At 35.2% G+C, this 15,169-nt stretch carries 19 protein-coding genes; 2 read left to right on the top strand and 17 right to left on the bottom strand.

The window, feature by feature from the left end; translation table 11 throughout:
- Window positions 1–9: 9 nt before the first annotated feature.
- The 17 genes from AB1279_RS15975 to AB1279_RS16055 form a co-directional block, all read right to left on the bottom strand.
- Entirely contained in the window at window positions 10–543 is a 534-nt protein-coding gene (locus tag AB1279_RS15975) for a flagellar hook capping FlgD N-terminal domain-containing protein (protein ID WP_429759842.1), read from the bottom strand.
- A gap of 3 nt (window positions 544–546) precedes the next feature.
- Window positions 547–1,761 (bottom strand): flagellar hook-length control protein FliK, encoded by a 1,215-nt coding sequence (locus tag AB1279_RS15980; RefSeq protein ID WP_429759843.1) that lies wholly within the window; start codon window positions 1,759–1,761, stop codon window positions 547–549.
- 10 nt (window positions 1,762–1,771) lie between these two features.
- Window positions 1,772–2,146, bottom strand: a complete 375-nt coding sequence (locus AB1279_RS15985; protein ID WP_429761443.1) for a cytoplasmic protein — start codon at window positions 2,144–2,146, stop codon at window positions 1,772–1,774.
- A 166-nt stretch (window positions 2,147–2,312) separates the two neighbouring features.
- Window positions 2,313–3,617 carry a flagellar protein export ATPase FliI gene (locus tag AB1279_RS15990; protein ID WP_429759845.1) on the bottom strand — a complete coding sequence of 435 codons (1,305 nt, stop codon included), beginning with the start codon at window positions 3,615–3,617 and terminating at the stop codon, window positions 2,313–2,315.
- Complete coding sequence (locus tag AB1279_RS15995) at window positions 3,614–4,315, bottom strand: FliH/SctL family protein (protein WP_429759847.1); 702 nt, start codon at window positions 4,313–4,315, stop codon at window positions 3,614–3,616. The genes AB1279_RS15990 and AB1279_RS15995 overlap by 4 nt, the downstream gene beginning before the upstream one ends.
- Window positions 4,302–5,306 carry a flagellar motor switch protein FliG gene (gene fliG, locus AB1279_RS16000; protein WP_429761445.1) on the bottom strand — a complete coding sequence of 335 codons (1,005 nt, stop codon included), beginning with the start codon at window positions 5,304–5,306 and terminating at the stop codon, window positions 4,302–4,304. Before fliG ends, AB1279_RS15995 begins: the two co-directional genes overlap by 14 nt.
- A 12-nt stretch (window positions 5,307–5,318) precedes the next feature.
- Window positions 5,319–6,878, bottom strand: coding sequence for a flagellar basal-body MS-ring/collar protein FliF (gene fliF, locus AB1279_RS16005; RefSeq protein ID WP_429759849.1), 1,560 nt, complete (start codon window positions 6,876–6,878; stop codon window positions 5,319–5,321).
- 23 nt (window positions 6,879–6,901) lie between these two features.
- Window positions 6,902–7,198: a flagellar hook-basal body complex protein FliE gene (gene fliE, locus AB1279_RS16010; RefSeq protein WP_429759850.1), complete on the bottom strand. Its 297-nt coding sequence runs from the start codon at window positions 7,196–7,198 to the stop codon at window positions 6,902–6,904.
- Window positions 7,199–7,220: 22 nt separating this feature from the next.
- Window positions 7,221–7,634, bottom strand: coding sequence for a flagellar basal body rod protein FlgC (flgC, locus tag AB1279_RS16015; RefSeq protein WP_429759851.1), 414 nt, complete (start codon window positions 7,632–7,634; stop codon window positions 7,221–7,223).
- A gap of 17 nt (window positions 7,635–7,651) precedes the next feature.
- On the bottom strand, window positions 7,652–8,080 hold the full coding sequence (gene flgB, locus AB1279_RS16020) for a flagellar basal body rod protein FlgB (RefSeq protein ID WP_429750769.1): 429 nt from the start codon (window positions 8,078–8,080) through the stop codon (window positions 7,652–7,654).
- A gap of 242 nt (window positions 8,081–8,322) precedes the next feature.
- Window positions 8,323–8,595, bottom strand: a complete 273-nt coding sequence (locus AB1279_RS16025; protein ID WP_429759852.1) for a flagellar biosynthesis protein FlgG — start codon at window positions 8,593–8,595, stop codon at window positions 8,323–8,325.
- Window positions 8,585–8,953, bottom strand: coding sequence for a flagellar export chaperone FliS (fliS, locus tag AB1279_RS16030; RefSeq protein ID WP_429759854.1), 369 nt, complete (start codon window positions 8,951–8,953; stop codon window positions 8,585–8,587). Before fliS ends, AB1279_RS16025 begins: the two co-directional genes overlap by 11 nt.
- 31 nt (window positions 8,954–8,984) lie before the next feature.
- Window positions 8,985–10,316, bottom strand: a complete 1,332-nt coding sequence (locus AB1279_RS16035; RefSeq protein WP_429759855.1) for a flagellar hook-associated protein 2 — start codon at window positions 10,314–10,316, stop codon at window positions 8,985–8,987.
- 20 nt (window positions 10,317–10,336) lie between these two features.
- Window positions 10,337–11,200: a flagellar hook-associated protein 3 gene (locus AB1279_RS16040; protein ID WP_429759856.1), complete on the bottom strand. Its 864-nt coding sequence runs from the start codon at window positions 11,198–11,200 to the stop codon at window positions 10,337–10,339.
- A gap of 169 nt (window positions 11,201–11,369) precedes the next feature.
- Window positions 11,370–12,695 carry a flagellar hook-associated protein FlgK gene (flgK, locus tag AB1279_RS16045; RefSeq protein ID WP_429759857.1) on the bottom strand — a complete coding sequence of 442 codons (1,326 nt, stop codon included), beginning with the start codon at window positions 12,693–12,695 and terminating at the stop codon, window positions 11,370–11,372.
- Window positions 12,696–12,716: 21 nt separating this feature from the next.
- Complete coding sequence (locus AB1279_RS16050; protein WP_429759858.1) at window positions 12,717–13,169, bottom strand: hypothetical protein; 453 nt, start codon at window positions 13,167–13,169, stop codon at window positions 12,717–12,719.
- 15 nt (window positions 13,170–13,184) lie between these two features.
- Window positions 13,185–13,649, bottom strand: a complete 465-nt coding sequence (locus tag AB1279_RS16055; protein ID WP_429759859.1) for a YaaR family protein — start codon at window positions 13,647–13,649, stop codon at window positions 13,185–13,187.
- A gap of 177 nt (window positions 13,650–13,826) precedes the next feature.
- Between AB1279_RS16055 and AB1279_RS16060 the strand changes: the two genes are divergently transcribed.
- A complete protein-coding gene (locus AB1279_RS16060) occupies window positions 13,827–14,324 on the top strand; it encodes a flagellar motor switch protein FliG (RefSeq protein ID WP_429759860.1) in 498 nt (165 codons plus the stop codon).
- Window positions 14,325–14,381: 57 nt separating this feature from the next.
- Window positions 14,382–15,161, top strand: a complete 780-nt coding sequence (locus AB1279_RS16065; RefSeq protein ID WP_429759861.1) for a CheR family methyltransferase — start codon at window positions 14,382–14,384, stop codon at window positions 15,159–15,161.
- Window positions 15,162–15,169 lie beyond the last annotated feature (8 nt).

The raw sequence follows: 15,169 nt of genomic DNA on the forward strand, positions 1-15,169 counted from the left end.
ATACGCTCCTTATACCGTTGTTTTTGGTTCTTCTGTATTCGGTTTAACTTCTGGTTTATCTTCTGGTTTATCTATTTTTTTATCTGATACACTTTCAACAAAGCGAAGTGACACGACTTTATCATCTATTACAAGCTGGACATCATTATTTGCTGCAAGACGGACGACATCAACAGTGCCTTCAACTGCTTTCCCATCGCTGTCTACTCCTCTTACATATTTACCTAAAAATTTCATACCGCCATCTAGTGCTGTTGTATACATCGTGTCTCGCAATGAATCCACCGCTTTTGTCATATTTTGTACTTGCTCCATAAGTGACATTTGCGACATTTGACTCATCATTTGATTCATATCCATTGCATTCATTGGATCTTGGTATTGTAAACTTGTCAAAAAGAGCTTTAAAAAGTCATCTTTCCCCATAACTCCAGGCGTTTTTTGCTGACTCGCTCCCGTGGTTCCATTTTGAGTCTGCACCTGCTGTGTTTGTCCTACCGGGATATGATTTGTATTTGTTGTATTTAATCCAACGTTTGGCACTTTTTATTCCTCCAATAACCCCGCAAAGTCTTTCTCTGCTTTCTGTTCTTCCTTTGCAGCCATTTGTTTTTGCTTATGTGGCTGCTCTCTTTCATGCTGCTCACGTTTTTGTTCTTTATCTGTATAACTTAATTCAATATGAATCTCTTTATCCCTTAATTTATTTTTTAATTCATCAAAGATGATTTCTACTTTCTTCTTCACCTCATGTTTATCCATTTCAACATGAACCTGAATTTGATCCCCTTGCTTCTTCATATAAACCGTTAATGTACCAAGCTTTTCTGGATTTAACTGAAAGAGAACACGCTCTTGTTTCACAACAAATTTTTGCAACTCTGCAACTTGTGCCTCCATGTTCTTTCCTAAATCAGGAAGTGCTACTTTTTGTGTTGGTATATTTTCCTTCACCACTTGATCATTTCCTAGAAGAATAGGTTTTACATGCTGCTCTCCAGTCGTAAGCTGGACGTCCGTATCCCCTAATTCTATCAGTTTCCCTTGATTCTCTTTCTTTATTGCTGTTATTGTTTCTTCAGGTACATTTTTCTTTATTGCTATTGTCGCTTCTTGGGATATATTTTTCTCCCCTGCTATGGTTACCTCTTGAGATATAGCTTTCTTCTGTGCTATTGTTGCTTCTTCCAATATATCTTTCTTACTTAAATCAAAAGTTTCGCTTTGAACAGCTTTTGCAAGTTCCATCATTTTTTCAGGAGCTGCTAATTTTTCTAACGTTACTTGCATTGTATCTTCTAAACATATTGTATTTTCAATATTGAAGTCTTTTAAAAAAGCAACAAGTTGTTGCAATTCCGTTGGCGGCAATTCATTTAATTTCATATTTCCGTATGTTTTATATAGTTCTTGTATTTTTTGTATGTATTGATATAACAATTCTGGTTGTGCATGTAATTGCGCAATCGAAAACATTTGTCCTGAAATCGCTACTAATAATTCTTCTATCTCTTTTTTTTCTTCCGTTTCTTCCTTTGGAACAAACGATTCTTTTTTATTCATTTTATTTCTTTGCTGAGCGCTTTGCTGTATTTCTTTCGGCACTTCATTTTTTTCTATCTTTTGCGGTTTTTGCTCCTTCACCGCTTTCTCATTCATTTTCTCTGAAAAAGAAGTCTGTTCTTCCTTCGATTGTAACTCAAGCTGCTTGTCTTTTCGCTGAGGCACATTCAGCTGCACCGGCAGCACATTTCCTATCATCGAATCCTCCTCACCCATTCATACACATTCTTAAATCGAGCAACATTTTTTCTTCGCGTTTCTCTTGTGCTTTTGCTAGCTTCTGACAATCTTTCTGAAACATTTCATCAATCACGCGTTCTTTCTCTTTTATTTGCTCTAAAAGACTTTCATTTTTTTGAATAAATTCTTCAATTTTTTTTATTTTTCGATCCCATTCCTCTATTCTTTCAGGCGAAAACGTATGAGAGGATAACATACCAATATGGATGCGTTCGTTTATTTTCATAACTTTACTACGCGATTGGAATACATACAAATCGTGCACTTTTTTTTCTTCTATTTTTCGTTTTTCTGTTGTTAATTCGTATACTTCTTTTAAAATTTGTTCTTTTTCTTGATTCATTTGTAGTTTGATTATTTTATACTGTTTTGCATTCACCTGCTTTTGTAACCCCCTCTCTATTATACCTTTCCTTTTTTCTATTATATAGTTTTTTTACAAAAAAATCTGTGAAATATTCTAATATATAATTATAATACATAATTAAAAGGCCTCTATATTGAGGCCTTTACACAACGCTATACATATGCTGAATGATATCGGCAAACCGATAGCTGTCCGTCCGACCTTGTTTTAAAAATGTATGAATATCGTCTATTTTATTTTTACATGCAAAAATATACGCATTCTCTTCATTTTCTTGAATTGTGCCCAGTTTAAAGTACAATTCATTTTCTTTATAAATGGATAACGTCTTTCTTATTTCATTCGCAAGCTGCCAATGTTCCGGCGTAACAATCTCTTCCATAATCCGACTTACAGAATCTAATACAGAAATAGCTGGATAATGATTTAACGTAGCTAAATCACGCTTTAATACAATATGCCCATCCAAAATACCACGTGCTAAGTCTGGTATCGGACCGTTTAAATCATCGCCGTCGACAAGAACCGTATAAATACCAGTAATAGAGCCCTTTTTTGTTTTTCCAGAACGCTCAAGTAATTTCTTCATATAACTTTCCATTAACAATGTTTTCCCGCCAATCGGTAATTCCTTTACGGCAATATCAACACTTCTTCTTGCATCAGCAAAACGAGTGACAGAGTCCATCATTAAAAGGACATTGTTCCCTTGATCACGAAAGTATTCTGCAATCGAGGTTGCTAATTTTGCAGCACGAAGTTGCATAAGATGGCTTTCGTCAGACGTTGCCACTACGACAACGCTTTTCTTCATGCCTTCTTCACCTAATTCTTTTCGAATAAAATCTTTTACTTCACGTCCGCGTTCACCGACTAAACTAATGACATTAATATCTGCGTTTGCATTTTTCGCAATCATACCGAGAAGTGTTGATTTCCCGACACCTGACCCTGCAAAAATCCCAATTTTTTGTCCAATACCAATTGTCAGCATCCCATCAATGGATTTAATGCCAGTCTCAAATACTTCCGTAATCTCTTCACGTTCAAAAGCATGAATTGGCGGTGCATCAAGCTTTATTTTTTGAAGCGGTACATTCGCTTCCTGTTCATTTAAGATTTTACCATTTGCGCTTAACACTTTACCAAGCAAGTGTTCACCGCGCGGTACGAGAGCGTCCTCACTAATGAGCGTAACAGCGTCACCGTAACATACCTTTTCTGTTTGCTCGAACGGAAGAAGCATATTGTTTTCTTTTTCAATCGCAATGACTTCACATAATACATTATGTTCTCCAACGAGACATACATCGCCAATCTTTGCTTTCGGTCCTTTTGCAACGAAAAATTGTTCTTGCACACTATGTACTTTTCCTTTTTTTATATAAAATGGTGTTTCCATAAAGGCATTCCATTTTTCATGTTCTTTTACAAGCCGCTCTTTCATACTGTTTGCCCCTCAAATAATTGCTGTTCTTCCCATTGCTCACGAAGCTTCTCAAAAATCGGCTTAAATTTAAATTCAAAAAACTCCTTTTCTTCTTCTAAAACAAACTCACCAAATTGTAAAGAGAAATCGTATTTCCACTCAACAAGTTCAAGAAGCCAATATTCTTTCGTTGCAGCTTTTTCTTGTTCAATTCTTTCAAACGTTTCCGGGTGAACCGTAATCGTAAGCTTTTCAAACGATGTTGGCAGTGTTTGAACAATCCCCTTTAAAATTGGTAATAACTCAAGTTGTCGCAAATCAATAGCTTGATTCACAATCTTTTCGGCTAATTGCAATGATTGATCCCAAAGTAATTCTGACCATTCAACTGCCATCTCCTTTTGTTCTTCAAAAAGAGCACTGCGATCTGCTTCTATTTGCTTTCGATGCTCTTCTTGTAACAAACTAAATTGTTCTCGTTCTTGCTGAAGTCTCAGTTTCTCCTGCTTTAATTCTTCTTCTATTTGCTGGAGCTTCATCATTTGTAATTGCAGCTCTTTCTGCCTTGCAAATAATTCCGCCTTAGCCGCATTGATTTCCGTTACTTCTTCCGAATTTTCCTCTGACAAAATTATTTGCTGCGGAAATTGTAACTCATACGCTTCATGTGAAAAAGAAACAGAATTCTTCGGAATTCTGTTTTTAAATAAGGACATCTTCTTCACCTCTTTGAACAACAATGCGACCTTCTTTTTCTAATTTTTTCACAGTACTTGTAATCGTTTGTTGTGCTTTTTCAGCGTCTGTCATTTTCAATGGACCAAGACCATCTAATTCTTCTAAAATCATATCTTTACGGTTACTAGACATACAGGTAAACAGCTTCTCTTTAATTTCTTCTTTCGCAATTTTCAACGCTTTTGCAATGAGACCATTATCAGCAATTTCTTCTAGGACACGGCGCAGTGCTAAATCGTCAAGACGAAGTAGGTCTTCAAAGACAAACATATTTTCTTTAATTTTTTCAGATAGTTCATAGTCTATTTGATCAAGTTTTTCAAATACCGTTTTCTCTACACCGCGAGAAACATTATTTAAGATGTTAACAATCGTTTTTAGGCCGTCTGTTTTATTAATCGCACTAAATGCTATATTGTTTAGCTTCGATTTTAATAAATCACCTACTTGATTAATAAGTTCACTATCAACTTGCTCAAGCTTTGCAATCCCCATAACCGTTTCAACTCGTTTATGATCTGGTAATCTTTCAATTAATCTTGAAGCAAGCTGCGGCTTAATATACGATGCAATAATCGCAATTGTCTGTGGTGATTCATCGTTTAGAACCGTTAGCAACGGCTCTAAATCCGTAAGCGAGTTAAGGAACTCAAACGGATTGTCTTTGTTATACCATAAATCTTCTAACAGTTTCTCAAGCTCTTCTTCCGGCATATTTTTGAAAATACGACGAATATATTCTTTATCTGGCATAACTAAATTTAGTTCTTTGACATTTAACTCATACAAAAATTCTCCTAATACATTTTCCAACGTTTCAGGTTTATATATACGAAACTTGGCAATTTCCCGTAATAATACTTCTTTTTCCTCTTCATTCATATATTCAATGACTTTTGTTGCCACATCTTCTTCTAACATCCGAACAAGTATGGCAGCTTTTTCTTTTGAAGAGATTCCTTCTATCATCACTTATGTCCCTCACTGTCCGTTTAACCATTTTTTAATTACTCTTGCAGTACCTTCTGTATATTCTCTTGTCATTTGATGTACTTGTTCATCTAATGTAGGCTCTTTCGATTCTGGTTCCTCTACCTTCTCTGACTGCACGATCATATCTTCTTCCGCTGCTGCTATTTCTTCTCCCGCTTCCGAATCAAAATCTGAAATAAACTCTTCATTCTCTTTCTTCTTTCGCTTCGCTAAGAAATACCATAGAGCACCGCCTAGTACTAATAAGCCTGCTAGGGCACCTCCAATAATCCACCAATTGAAGTTGCTTGCTGGTGCAGCTTTCGTTTCTGCTTTCTTCGGTTGATCAAATTGAACGGTAACAATATTCACTTGGCCGTTCGTAAAATTACCATTTTGATCTACCTGTAGTCCTGCAGCTGTTGCAATCGCTTGTTTAAAGGCATTTATGTCAACATTTCGTTTTGCTAATGTTGAATTATCTACCCAAACAACGATATTCGTTTTTGTTAATTCAGGATGTTTTTTCACCGTTTCAACTGTTTTGTCAATTTCATAGTTTTCAATTTTATTGCTATTATCTTGATTGTATATCACTTTTCCATTTTGGTTATTGCCATTTCCGTAATTTGGAACTTGACCGTTTGCAGTAATCCCAGCACTTTGCTGACCCGCTGTGCCATCTTGTGCTGTCGATTTATCTTGTTGCTCTTGTTTACTGCGCAGCACACCTTTATCGCCATACTTCTCTGACTGTCTTGTCACTTCATCATAATTCACTGTTACTTTTGTATTTACTTTAAACTCATCGGGCTTAAACATTGTTATTAATGTAGAATCGATGTCTTGCTTTAATTTGTCTTCTATTTTATTCTGCAGTTCTAGTTCTTTTTCGTAAGAAGATGAACCTGCGTTATGAGATTCATTTGCGCCTTTTGAAATAATACCTTTCTGACTATCAATAATGCTTACTTCTTCTGCTTTTACACCAGAGACAGCTGCGCTAATCATGGATTGGATTCCCAAGATTTGATCTTCTGTTAACGTTTGTCCTCTTTTCACGCCAACTGTTACAGCTGCTGTTCCTTTTGCTTTCTCTGCATCAAAAATTGTCTCTTTTTCCGGCAATGTAATTTGTACATTTGCACTTTCAATTGTTGCAAAATTTCTTACAATATCTTGTTCCAATTGCTTCTTCGTTCCAACGAGCTGCTTCATTTGTTTATCTTGCTCACTAGAACCAAGAGAACTGTCAAGCAATATATCTTCCCCGCTTTTAGAGTTGAATGGTAAACCCTTTCCTGTCATATCATTACGAACCCAAGCAGCATCTTTCTTTAATACGCCAATCGATCCATCTTGATTAAGCTTATAGTCCACTCCTAGCTTCGATAATTCAACTGTAATATCTTGTTTATCTTTATCACTTAAATTTTGATAAACAACGACATACTTATCAGGCAAAGTGTAATATAGCAATCCAGCTGTAACAATGGCTAAAACAGCAGCCCCAATCACCATCTTATGCCACATTTTTAACGATTGGAAAACGCCTTTTATTTTTTCCATTTCACACACATCCGTCCATATTTCTAAATTTGCATATTCATAAGCTGTTTATAATTTTCAATCAGGTTCTCTCTCACAACAGCTGCTGTTTTCATTTGTGATTCTGCTTTTTTTTGTTGAATAAGTACATCATTTGTGTTGCCTACACCTTTTGTAAGCAAATCATAGACTGCTGTCTGTGCGTTGTTTTGCGTTTGATTCATCTCTTCTAATAAATCGATAAACTGTTTGCCTTCCACTGGAGTTGAAGAAGTTTTTTGTGCTGTGAGCGGTTGAATACCGCCAAATGGTTGTGTATTACTAAGTGGTTGAATTCGCATACATTCTCTTCCTTTCGCCCTCTTAACCTCGTCCGATTTCTAAATCTTTATCGAGCATTTTTTTATTGGCATTAAATACACTTGTATTTGCTTCATACATTTTTTGTGCAACCATTACATTTGTCATTTCAGCTGTCATATCAATATTTGGATAGCGTACATATCCTTGTGCATTTGCTTGTGGATGCGAAGGATCATAAATAAGATTTTCATTCGGATCCGTTTCAATAGAGGCTATTCTTACCCCTGTATTCGGCTCTCCTTGCAACATACTTGCAAAACTATTATTTTGTTCTAACACAACACTGCGGCGATGATACGGTCCTCCGTCAGGTCCACTTGTTGTATTCGCATTGACAATATTATCAGAAGTAACTTCCATCCATTTTTTTGCTGCTGTTAATCCAGAACCACTGGCATTAATTGCCTGAAACATGTATTTTCCCTCTTTTCTTAACGTCCTCTAGCTGCTTGATCAATTGTATATTGCGTGTTAATTGCATTAATAGATATGCCATATAACTGATTCGTTTTCACGAGATCAACCATTTCCTTTGTCACATCAACACTATTCCCATCTTCTTTATTAGACAAAGTGTTTGTTCGAATTTTTGCATATGTATTTGTTTCATTTGATAAAGGTAAATGCACTGGATTCGTTTGATAGAGTGGACTACTTTTTTGTAAATCTAATTCATTTTTTTTATACAGTCCATTACTATTTGCAAGTTGCTCAGAAAAATCAACATCTTGTGCTTTAAATCCGGGTGTATTTGCATTTGAAATATTATTCGAAACAGTATTTCGCTTTGTCACTAAATAATCCATATAACGATTGACATTACTTACAAAATCTAGCATACTCCCACTCTCTTCTATCATTTCATTTTTATATTTTGATTCTCTTTTTATATGTATCCATTTATTAAAATAATATTTTATTATGTATCTTTCAACATTTTCTTTTATTTTCACAATATTTTCTTTAAAAATTTTAAAAAATGAATCTTTCTTCTGCATTTCTACATATAGTTTCGTATGCTAATTACATTCTTGCAAGCAACACAAAAGAAAAGCGATGATCCTTTCGAATACGATCGCTCTTCTTTTAGATGCGAAAATCGTTAATACTTGCCATAATATGAGTTTGCTTTCATTCTGCCATCATTCACTTCAATCATTTCTTCTAGAATACTCTGCTTAAAGCGAATTTGCTCTGTGGCTTTTGTAAGAAGCGGAATCACTTCATTTGCTATTTGAAGACGCATTGTTTCATCTATTGTTAACAACCATGTATGAAACTCTCTCATTCTCGTCTCCAATTTCTCTTCTGATACAATTACATCATTTGCCTGATTAAAACAGCTCGTAAATTCTTCATATACCTTACTGTTCATTTTCTAGTACTCCGCGGTATCCTTCTATCAAATCCTGTAACACTTGAACGATCGCATCCATATTTGCCGATGCACGTGTCATTTTCATCATTTGAACTTGATTGCTAATCCAATCATATAACGAATATAAATTGTCATATAGGTCTTTACTAATGTCCGGATTTAATTGCATCTTTAATTCATCAAAGATGCGCTCTAATTTATCTAATACTTCATCAGCTTCCTGAAACTTGAAGTTTTTTAATAATTCTTCCGACTTACGAAACTCAACAATACATCTTTCATAAACAAAAATTGTATTTTTAATTGGATTGCTCGTCATAATGTCATTTTGCATATATCTTTGCCACGCTTGCATACGATTAACTCCCTCTATCTATCTTTCTTTCTTACTCATCATTACTCTTTTGCTTTGTCATTGCTTGAATAGATTTCAATTGCATATCTAGCATAGATAATTGCTTTTCTAAATCCGAGTATTTTTTAACAATAGCGTCTTGTTTTTGTTTATTTATCTTATCAATATCTGCAATTTTACGGTCTAAATCTGTTACTCGTTTATCGATGCTTTGTACATGCTCTCCAATTGTACCTGTCTCGCCAAAAATTTTATCAAGCTTTTGATCGATTTGTTTTCCTAGGCCATCTACTCCAAAGAAAAACTGTTTTGCTGCTGCTGGATCTTCTTTTAACGCATTCGTTAGCTTCGTTTCATCTACTTGTAACGTTCCATCTTTATTCACTTGAATACCAAATGAGAATAAATACTTTCCATTTTGCGTAAATGTCACAGCATCATTCATCGCTTTTCGAATTGATTGCATAACCGTTTGTCCTTGAAGTGCGCCGCCGTCCCCAGAGAACAAGTCCATTGCAGAAACACCTTTATTATAGTCTGCAACCATTTTTTTAATGATATCGACAGAATCTTTTATGTTAGAATCTGCTACTGTAAATGTAATCTGTGTATTTACCGGTGTCGCTTTCTCTAACTGGATTGTTACACCTGGAAGTTTACTTATTGTGTTAGACTCGCTCGTATCTGTTATTCCATTAATCGTGTATTGAGCATTTTTAGGAACAGTTATTTCATTTAAAATTGCACCGTCCGCACCTAAAAATCCACTATTTTTTAAGAAGTTCGTAGTTCCATCTGTTAGTTTAATTGCACTAGATGTCCCCTCTTTTGTAGAGGAAATGAAAATTTTATCTCCTAACGTATAAGCTGATACACCGTAACTTCCGTTATTCACCTTGTTAATAAGATCTTTATATGTCATATCGGCCGTGATTTTTAGATCTGTACCATTAATTTTAATTGTATCATCTACGCCAATTTTCGCATTTATATCTGCAATTGACCCGCTTGAAATTTGATGACGTTGTGCTAATTCCGTCACTTCAATGTTAAACGTTCCCCCAATTGCTGACCCGTCTGCCTGAATATTCACGTACCCATCTTGTGATAGAGTAACTTTTTTGTCTCCCCCTTTAAAGGCAGCTAAATCTTTAAACGTTTGAGCAAATGGGCTAAATTGTGTTTTTAAGCTGCTATACACAGCCTTTTCATCTGTTAATGATTTTTTTTGCGTGTTGTACGGCGATTTTCTCATTTCCAATGTTTGCAATTCAAGCTGTACGAGCTGTGATGTATCGATCATATTATTGCCAAGGTTCCAAATTTGTTGGCCTCCGCCAATACCTGTTATTGTTCCTGCCATTCTCTCTCACTCCTCATTTTTTACATATAATCTAAAATACTAATCTTACTCATTGTACTTACTGCTTTTAACGTCGCTTCATACGTTGCGTTAATATATGATAAATCGGAAATAGCTGCTGCTAAATCGACATCTTCAATGTCTTTTCTATTTTCTTGCAGTGCCATGTTTTGCTCATTTAATATTGTGTCAAATGAATCCAGTGTATTCATCGTTGAACCGACTTCTGTCGTACGATTTAAAACTTTATCTAAGTTATCTTTATTTTGCTGCATTAACGGTTGTAATGCGTTCTGATCACCGCTTAACATTGCATCTTTCATTTTTACTAACGTTTGAATCGTTGGTGTTAACATGTCTTCTCCATTTCGAAATACCTTCACTCCATACCCATCATTCAAATTCCATGTAACGTCTTTGGCTCCGCCTTGATATGTACCATCATCAGCAAATGGCGGCTGTGTTGTACCCTCACCGCCAAAGATATAACGCCCTTGTTCTTTTGTATTTGCTAAATACACAACTTGTTTTAATATTTGATCTACCTCTGTTCCAATTGCTTTCAATTCATTCGGTCCATTTGTTCCGTTTAATGCTTGAATTGTAAGTTCGTTCACTCGTGATAATGAGCTATACATACCTTTCAATGTGCTTTCTGTTTGCTTTAAGACATTTCTAGCGTCTCCTAAATCTTTTTGCATTTGCCCAATATTCGCTAAAGAATGTTCAATAGCAAAGGATTTACTTGCAGCAAGCGGATCTTCACTCATGCGAATATTTTTTTTACCCGATGCCACTTGATTACGATGATACATTTGCTGGGAATTAAGACGCATTAATTCACTTTTTGCCCAATTGGCATTTTGAAATGTTGATACTCTCATAAAATCTCCCTCTCTCTTTCGCTCAAACGTTTAGCAGGATTTTTATTTTTCTATATAATCCCCATCAGTTCCGATAACGATAAGAAAAAGACATTTCCTTATCGTTATCAAAATTCCTTCCCGCTATTTGCGGGCAGTAAGACCTCCACTGATGAAAGTTTTACTTTATCTATCTAATAATGGCAAACAAACTATCAAACACTTCATTTATTGTGGTAATTGCCTTTGAATTCGCAACGAAGTATTTTTGATATGTCATCAAATTAACCATTTCTTCATCCATATTAACGCCTTCTAAACTCGCTTTTTCTTGCTGAATTCCATTTAATAAATCTTCATGAATTGTTTGATATGCCCCGGACGCATTCGTATCTGTTGCAACTTGAACAATTTGTTTATCTAATGACTGCTTATATGTAAGCCCCCCAGCATACATCTGATCTCCTAGTCCTGCTAACTGATTCGCCGTATCAACAGACATTTTCATTTTCGTAACATCTTGTTCAAAATCGGGATTGAGCTTCATGTTCTTTGCACTATCTCCCACAAAGAAATCTTGCTGTGTTATGCCATTTACTTTGTCTTTTAAAGACACCATTAAGTCGTTCAACTGACCTTTATATCCTGCAATTGTTTTTTTCGTATCAATAGCAGCCTGAATTGCGCCGCCTTGTAGCGGAATTTCTGTCCCAGAGATTTGAACAGATAATGCACCATTATTTGAAATAAGTTGCAATGGATACGAATCTTGGCTTCCGCCTTCTCCAGTTATATTTTGACCGCTAACAGCTAACACTCCATTAATTCTAACACTTGCGATATTCGGATTCATTGATTCGTATGACACATCAATATTCGCATATTGCGACATCTCCGTAATAATTTGATCACGTTCATCAAGCAATTGGTTTGGTACATGTTCTCCGGCTTGACCAATTTTTCGATTTGCCTCTGCTAAGTTGCGTGCCAACCGATTAAATTCGTTTACATGCTGCGTTGCATCTGTCCCTGTTTGCAATTCTGCTTGCTCGAAGTTTTGCGCAAGACGATTCAGTTGATTCGTAAACTTATTTGTTTGGGCAATTAACGTATGATAGTAATTAGGTTGTTCTGGATTTTTCGCCACTTCACGGAATGCATTAAAAAATTGATCCATTAAACTCGATAACGAATTTTCACCTGTAGAACCTACCATTGATTCAACTTGCGATAAGGTCGAATTTCTATATGAATAATAAGCAACTTGCGATAACTGTTCATTGTATTGACGTGTCTTCACTGCATCTGTTACACGATCCACACTTACAGTCTGTACACCGTAACCAATTTGCTGCTCCGGTGTATTTCCATTTCTTCCTCCAACAGATCCGTAATTCACGACTTGACGAACATATCCTGGTGTATGTATGTTTGAAAGATTTTGCTTTGTCGTTTGAAGTCCTAATTGTGCCGCCAACATCCCAGATAACGACGTATTATAATCGGTTAGTCTCATTTTTCTTCACTTCTCCCTTATCTACAATAGCTCGTTCATAAAAATTTGTGAGTTATGATTTCTTTCGAGATTGAATTCAGAAACTGAATCCACAATACTCTCCGTAGTTTTTAATAATACGTTTAAGTAATATTGATTTTTCAAAAGTATCGTTTTTGTATTTCCCTCTAAATACAGTAATGTTTTTTGTATTTCTTCCATTTTTTCAATTTCTTCTTTCGAAAAATAAGAAAATAAAGAACGGACTCTAATTGGATTCATCCCTTTTTCTTTACAATCATTCTCTACCATTTCTTGAAAGCGAAGGACCAACTGTTTGGCCTGTTCAATATACTGAAGCTGTTTCACATGCAAAGATTGTACATCTGCTACTTTCTTTTGCTGTAAACATTCATAAATTTGCTCTCCGAACGCGCCGATTGTTTCATATGTATCTTTCATTTTCACAAGTTGTTCATATAAGTTGTTATACATGCTGTTTCCCTCCTTTTACAATACTAAATTAACAATTAAACCGTGAATTTCTCCAATTTGATCTAATATTTCTAAATGTCCTGTTTTCGTATTGACTAGATTCATAATGTCTTCTAAGTCATTCAGTTCATTTTCGACTTGTTTGACAACCGTCAATTTTTGCGAATAACCATAACGTGGATGACGCGTTAATACATCTTTATACTGCATCAAATTATCTACATAGAAATTCAAAAATGATTTCACTGTACTTTTATATTCCATAATGTTATCAAGTGTTAATTCTTGTTCAATTTTTTCTTTTATTTCCCCGATATTACCGACAAGAGCCTCCATTTGTTCGAGTAATTTTTCTTTTTTCGGATCAACATGTAATTTATCCGAAAAAGCAGGTCGCAGCGTTTCCTTAGCTCCCTGTTGTGTTGGTAACTGAGGCGGCATGTGCGATAAAACTGGATTGCTGGGTACAAAACGTAACATATATGTATCACCTATTTAAGTTTTTATTCCGCTACTTATGGGCAATGAGATATCCATAAGCGCCTGACTAGTTTATCGTAAAATCTATTTATTAATAATTATACCCTGTCAAACGATAATTTGCAGTTATTTTTTGCAGGAGATATGTTACAATTTACGATGAGGTGGCATGAATCTATGAATATCTTTCTTTGTGGTTCCAATCAACTAACAACATTAGATCAAACAGAAATTAAAAGTTTTTTATCTGAATATGCTTATAAACATCGTATCTATGTACTATGCTATAAATCGATTGAAAATGAGGTACTTCGTTTTTTTGTTGAGAATGAGCGTCTTGCTCCTAATTTATACATATACACATTACAGCCATTACATGTATTATCCGATGAATTTCAAGACATCGTAGTGTATTTAAAAGCACAAGGGGCACAATTTTTTTCTTTTAATCATCCAAATGAAGCTGTTTATCGTTCGGAATATATGTTTTTTGTAAAACAAATCATTGAAGATACAGACTTAGTACTTTGTTTTTATAACGGTGACAAACATACGGCTGTCATTCCAGTGGACGTTGCCAAGGAAACAGGCACAAATGCCGTTATTTTTGATTTACCAGGTCTACAAGACCACCCAAATAGAACAAATTTTGAACACAAAATTCGCATAATGTAGTACACCATGTAAAAAGGAGGGGGCACAATATATACATATTGTGCCTATGTCATACTAATGCTAGAACAAGACTATACCTATTTCATTTCACAGTTTAAACAACATTTCAATATCGATATTTCATTATATAAACAAGATAGGATGAGAAGGAGAATTGATTCTTTTATTACGCGAAAGGGTCATGAGAATTATATGCTCTTTCTTCGTGAACTACAGAGTAATTCCCATCTATTCACCGCATTTATTGATCATTTAACAATTAATGTGTCTGAATTTTACCGCAATCGCGAAAGATGGGATGCTCTTGAAACGAAAGTATTACCTAAGCTCATCGGGCAAAATAACGGAAAATTAAAAATGTGGAGCGCTGCTTGTGCAGCTGGGGAAGAACCATATACGTTATCTATCATTCTTTCGCAAATTCTATCAAAATATCGTTTTGAAATTCATGCGACTGATCTCGATTTAAATATTTTAGAAAAAGCAAAACGCGGCACATATTCTGATCGTTCTTTAAAAGAAGTACCAAGTGCTGTGAAACAAACATATTTTATAAAAGAAAATGAAGAATATAGCATTCACCCTGATATAAAACAACTCGTTACATTTAAACAACACGATTTATTATTGCAGTCATTCGATACAAATTTCGATTTAATTATTTGCCGAAACGTCATGATTTATTTTACAGAGGAAGCACGAACGCAAATATACGAAAAATTCAGCCGTTCCCTCAAGAAAGGCGGAGTATTATTTGTTGGCAGCACCGAGCAAATTTTAACTCCAGAGCGCTATAACTTACAGCGCTTTGATACATTTTTCTATGAAAAAATATAAAGTGAACC

Source organism: Bacillus sp. S14(2024) (assembly GCF_050473785.1).
In the GTDB taxonomy this organism is placed as follows: Bacteria; Bacillota; Bacilli; order Bacillales; family Bacillaceae_G; genus Bacillus_A; species Bacillus_A yunxiaonensis.

Bases quoted from the DNA above. Each gene is read 5' to 3' on its own strand.
- AB1279_RS15980 (WP_429759843.1), bottom strand. From the start codon at position 1,761: ATGATAGGAAATGTGCTGCCGGTGCAGCTGAATGTGCCTCAGCGAAAA.
- AB1279_RS15985 (WP_429761443.1), bottom strand. From the start codon at position 2,146: ATGAATCAAGAAAAAGAACAAATTTTAAAAGAAGTATACGAATTAACA.
- AB1279_RS15990 (WP_429759845.1), bottom strand. From the start codon at position 3,617: ATGAAAGAGCGGCTTGTAAAAGAACATGAAAAATGGAATGCCTTTATG.
- AB1279_RS15995 (WP_429759847.1), bottom strand. From the start codon at position 4,315: ATGTCCTTATTTAAAAACAGAATTCCGAAGAATTCTGTTTCTTTTTCA.
- fliG (WP_429761445.1), bottom strand. From the start codon at position 5,306: ATGATAGAAGGAATCTCTTCAAAAGAAAAAGCTGCCATACTTGTTCGG.
- fliF (WP_429759849.1), bottom strand. From the start codon at position 6,878: ATGGAAAAAATAAAAGGCGTTTTCCAATCGTTAAAAATGTGGCATAAG.
- fliE (WP_429759850.1), bottom strand. From the start codon at position 7,198: ATGCGAATTCAACCACTTAGTAATACACAACCATTTGGCGGTATTCAA.
- flgC (WP_429759851.1), bottom strand. From the start codon at position 7,634: ATGTTTCAGGCAATTAATGCCAGTGGTTCTGGATTAACAGCAGCAAAA.
- flgB (WP_429750769.1), bottom strand. From the start codon at position 8,080: ATGATAGAAGAGAGTGGGAGTATGCTAGATTTTGTAAGTAATGTCAAT.
- AB1279_RS16025 (WP_429759852.1), bottom strand. From the start codon at position 8,595: ATGAACAGTAAGGTATATGAAGAATTTACGAGCTGTTTTAATCAGGCA.
- fliS (WP_429759854.1), bottom strand. From the start codon at position 8,953: ATGCAAGCGTGGCAAAGATATATGCAAAATGACATTATGACGAGCAAT.
- AB1279_RS16035 (WP_429759855.1), bottom strand. From the start codon at position 10,316: ATGGCAGGAACAATAACAGGTATTGGCGGAGGCCAACAAATTTGGAAC.
- AB1279_RS16040 (WP_429759856.1), bottom strand. From the start codon at position 11,200: ATGAGAGTATCAACATTTCAAAATGCCAATTGGGCAAAAAGTGAATTA.
- flgK (WP_429759857.1), bottom strand. From the start codon at position 12,695: ATGAGACTAACCGATTATAATACGTCGTTATCTGGGATGTTGGCGGCA.
- AB1279_RS16050 (WP_429759858.1), bottom strand. From the start codon at position 13,169: ATGTATAACAACTTATATGAACAACTTGTGAAAATGAAAGATACATAT.
- AB1279_RS16055 (WP_429759859.1), bottom strand. From the start codon at position 13,649: ATGTTACGTTTTGTACCCAGCAATCCAGTTTTATCGCACATGCCGCCT.
- AB1279_RS16060 (WP_429759860.1), top strand. From the start codon at position 13,827: ATGAATATCTTTCTTTGTGGTTCCAATCAACTAACAACATTAGATCAA.
- AB1279_RS16065 (WP_429759861.1), top strand. From the start codon at position 14,382: ATGCTAGAACAAGACTATACCTATTTCATTTCACAGTTTAAACAACAT.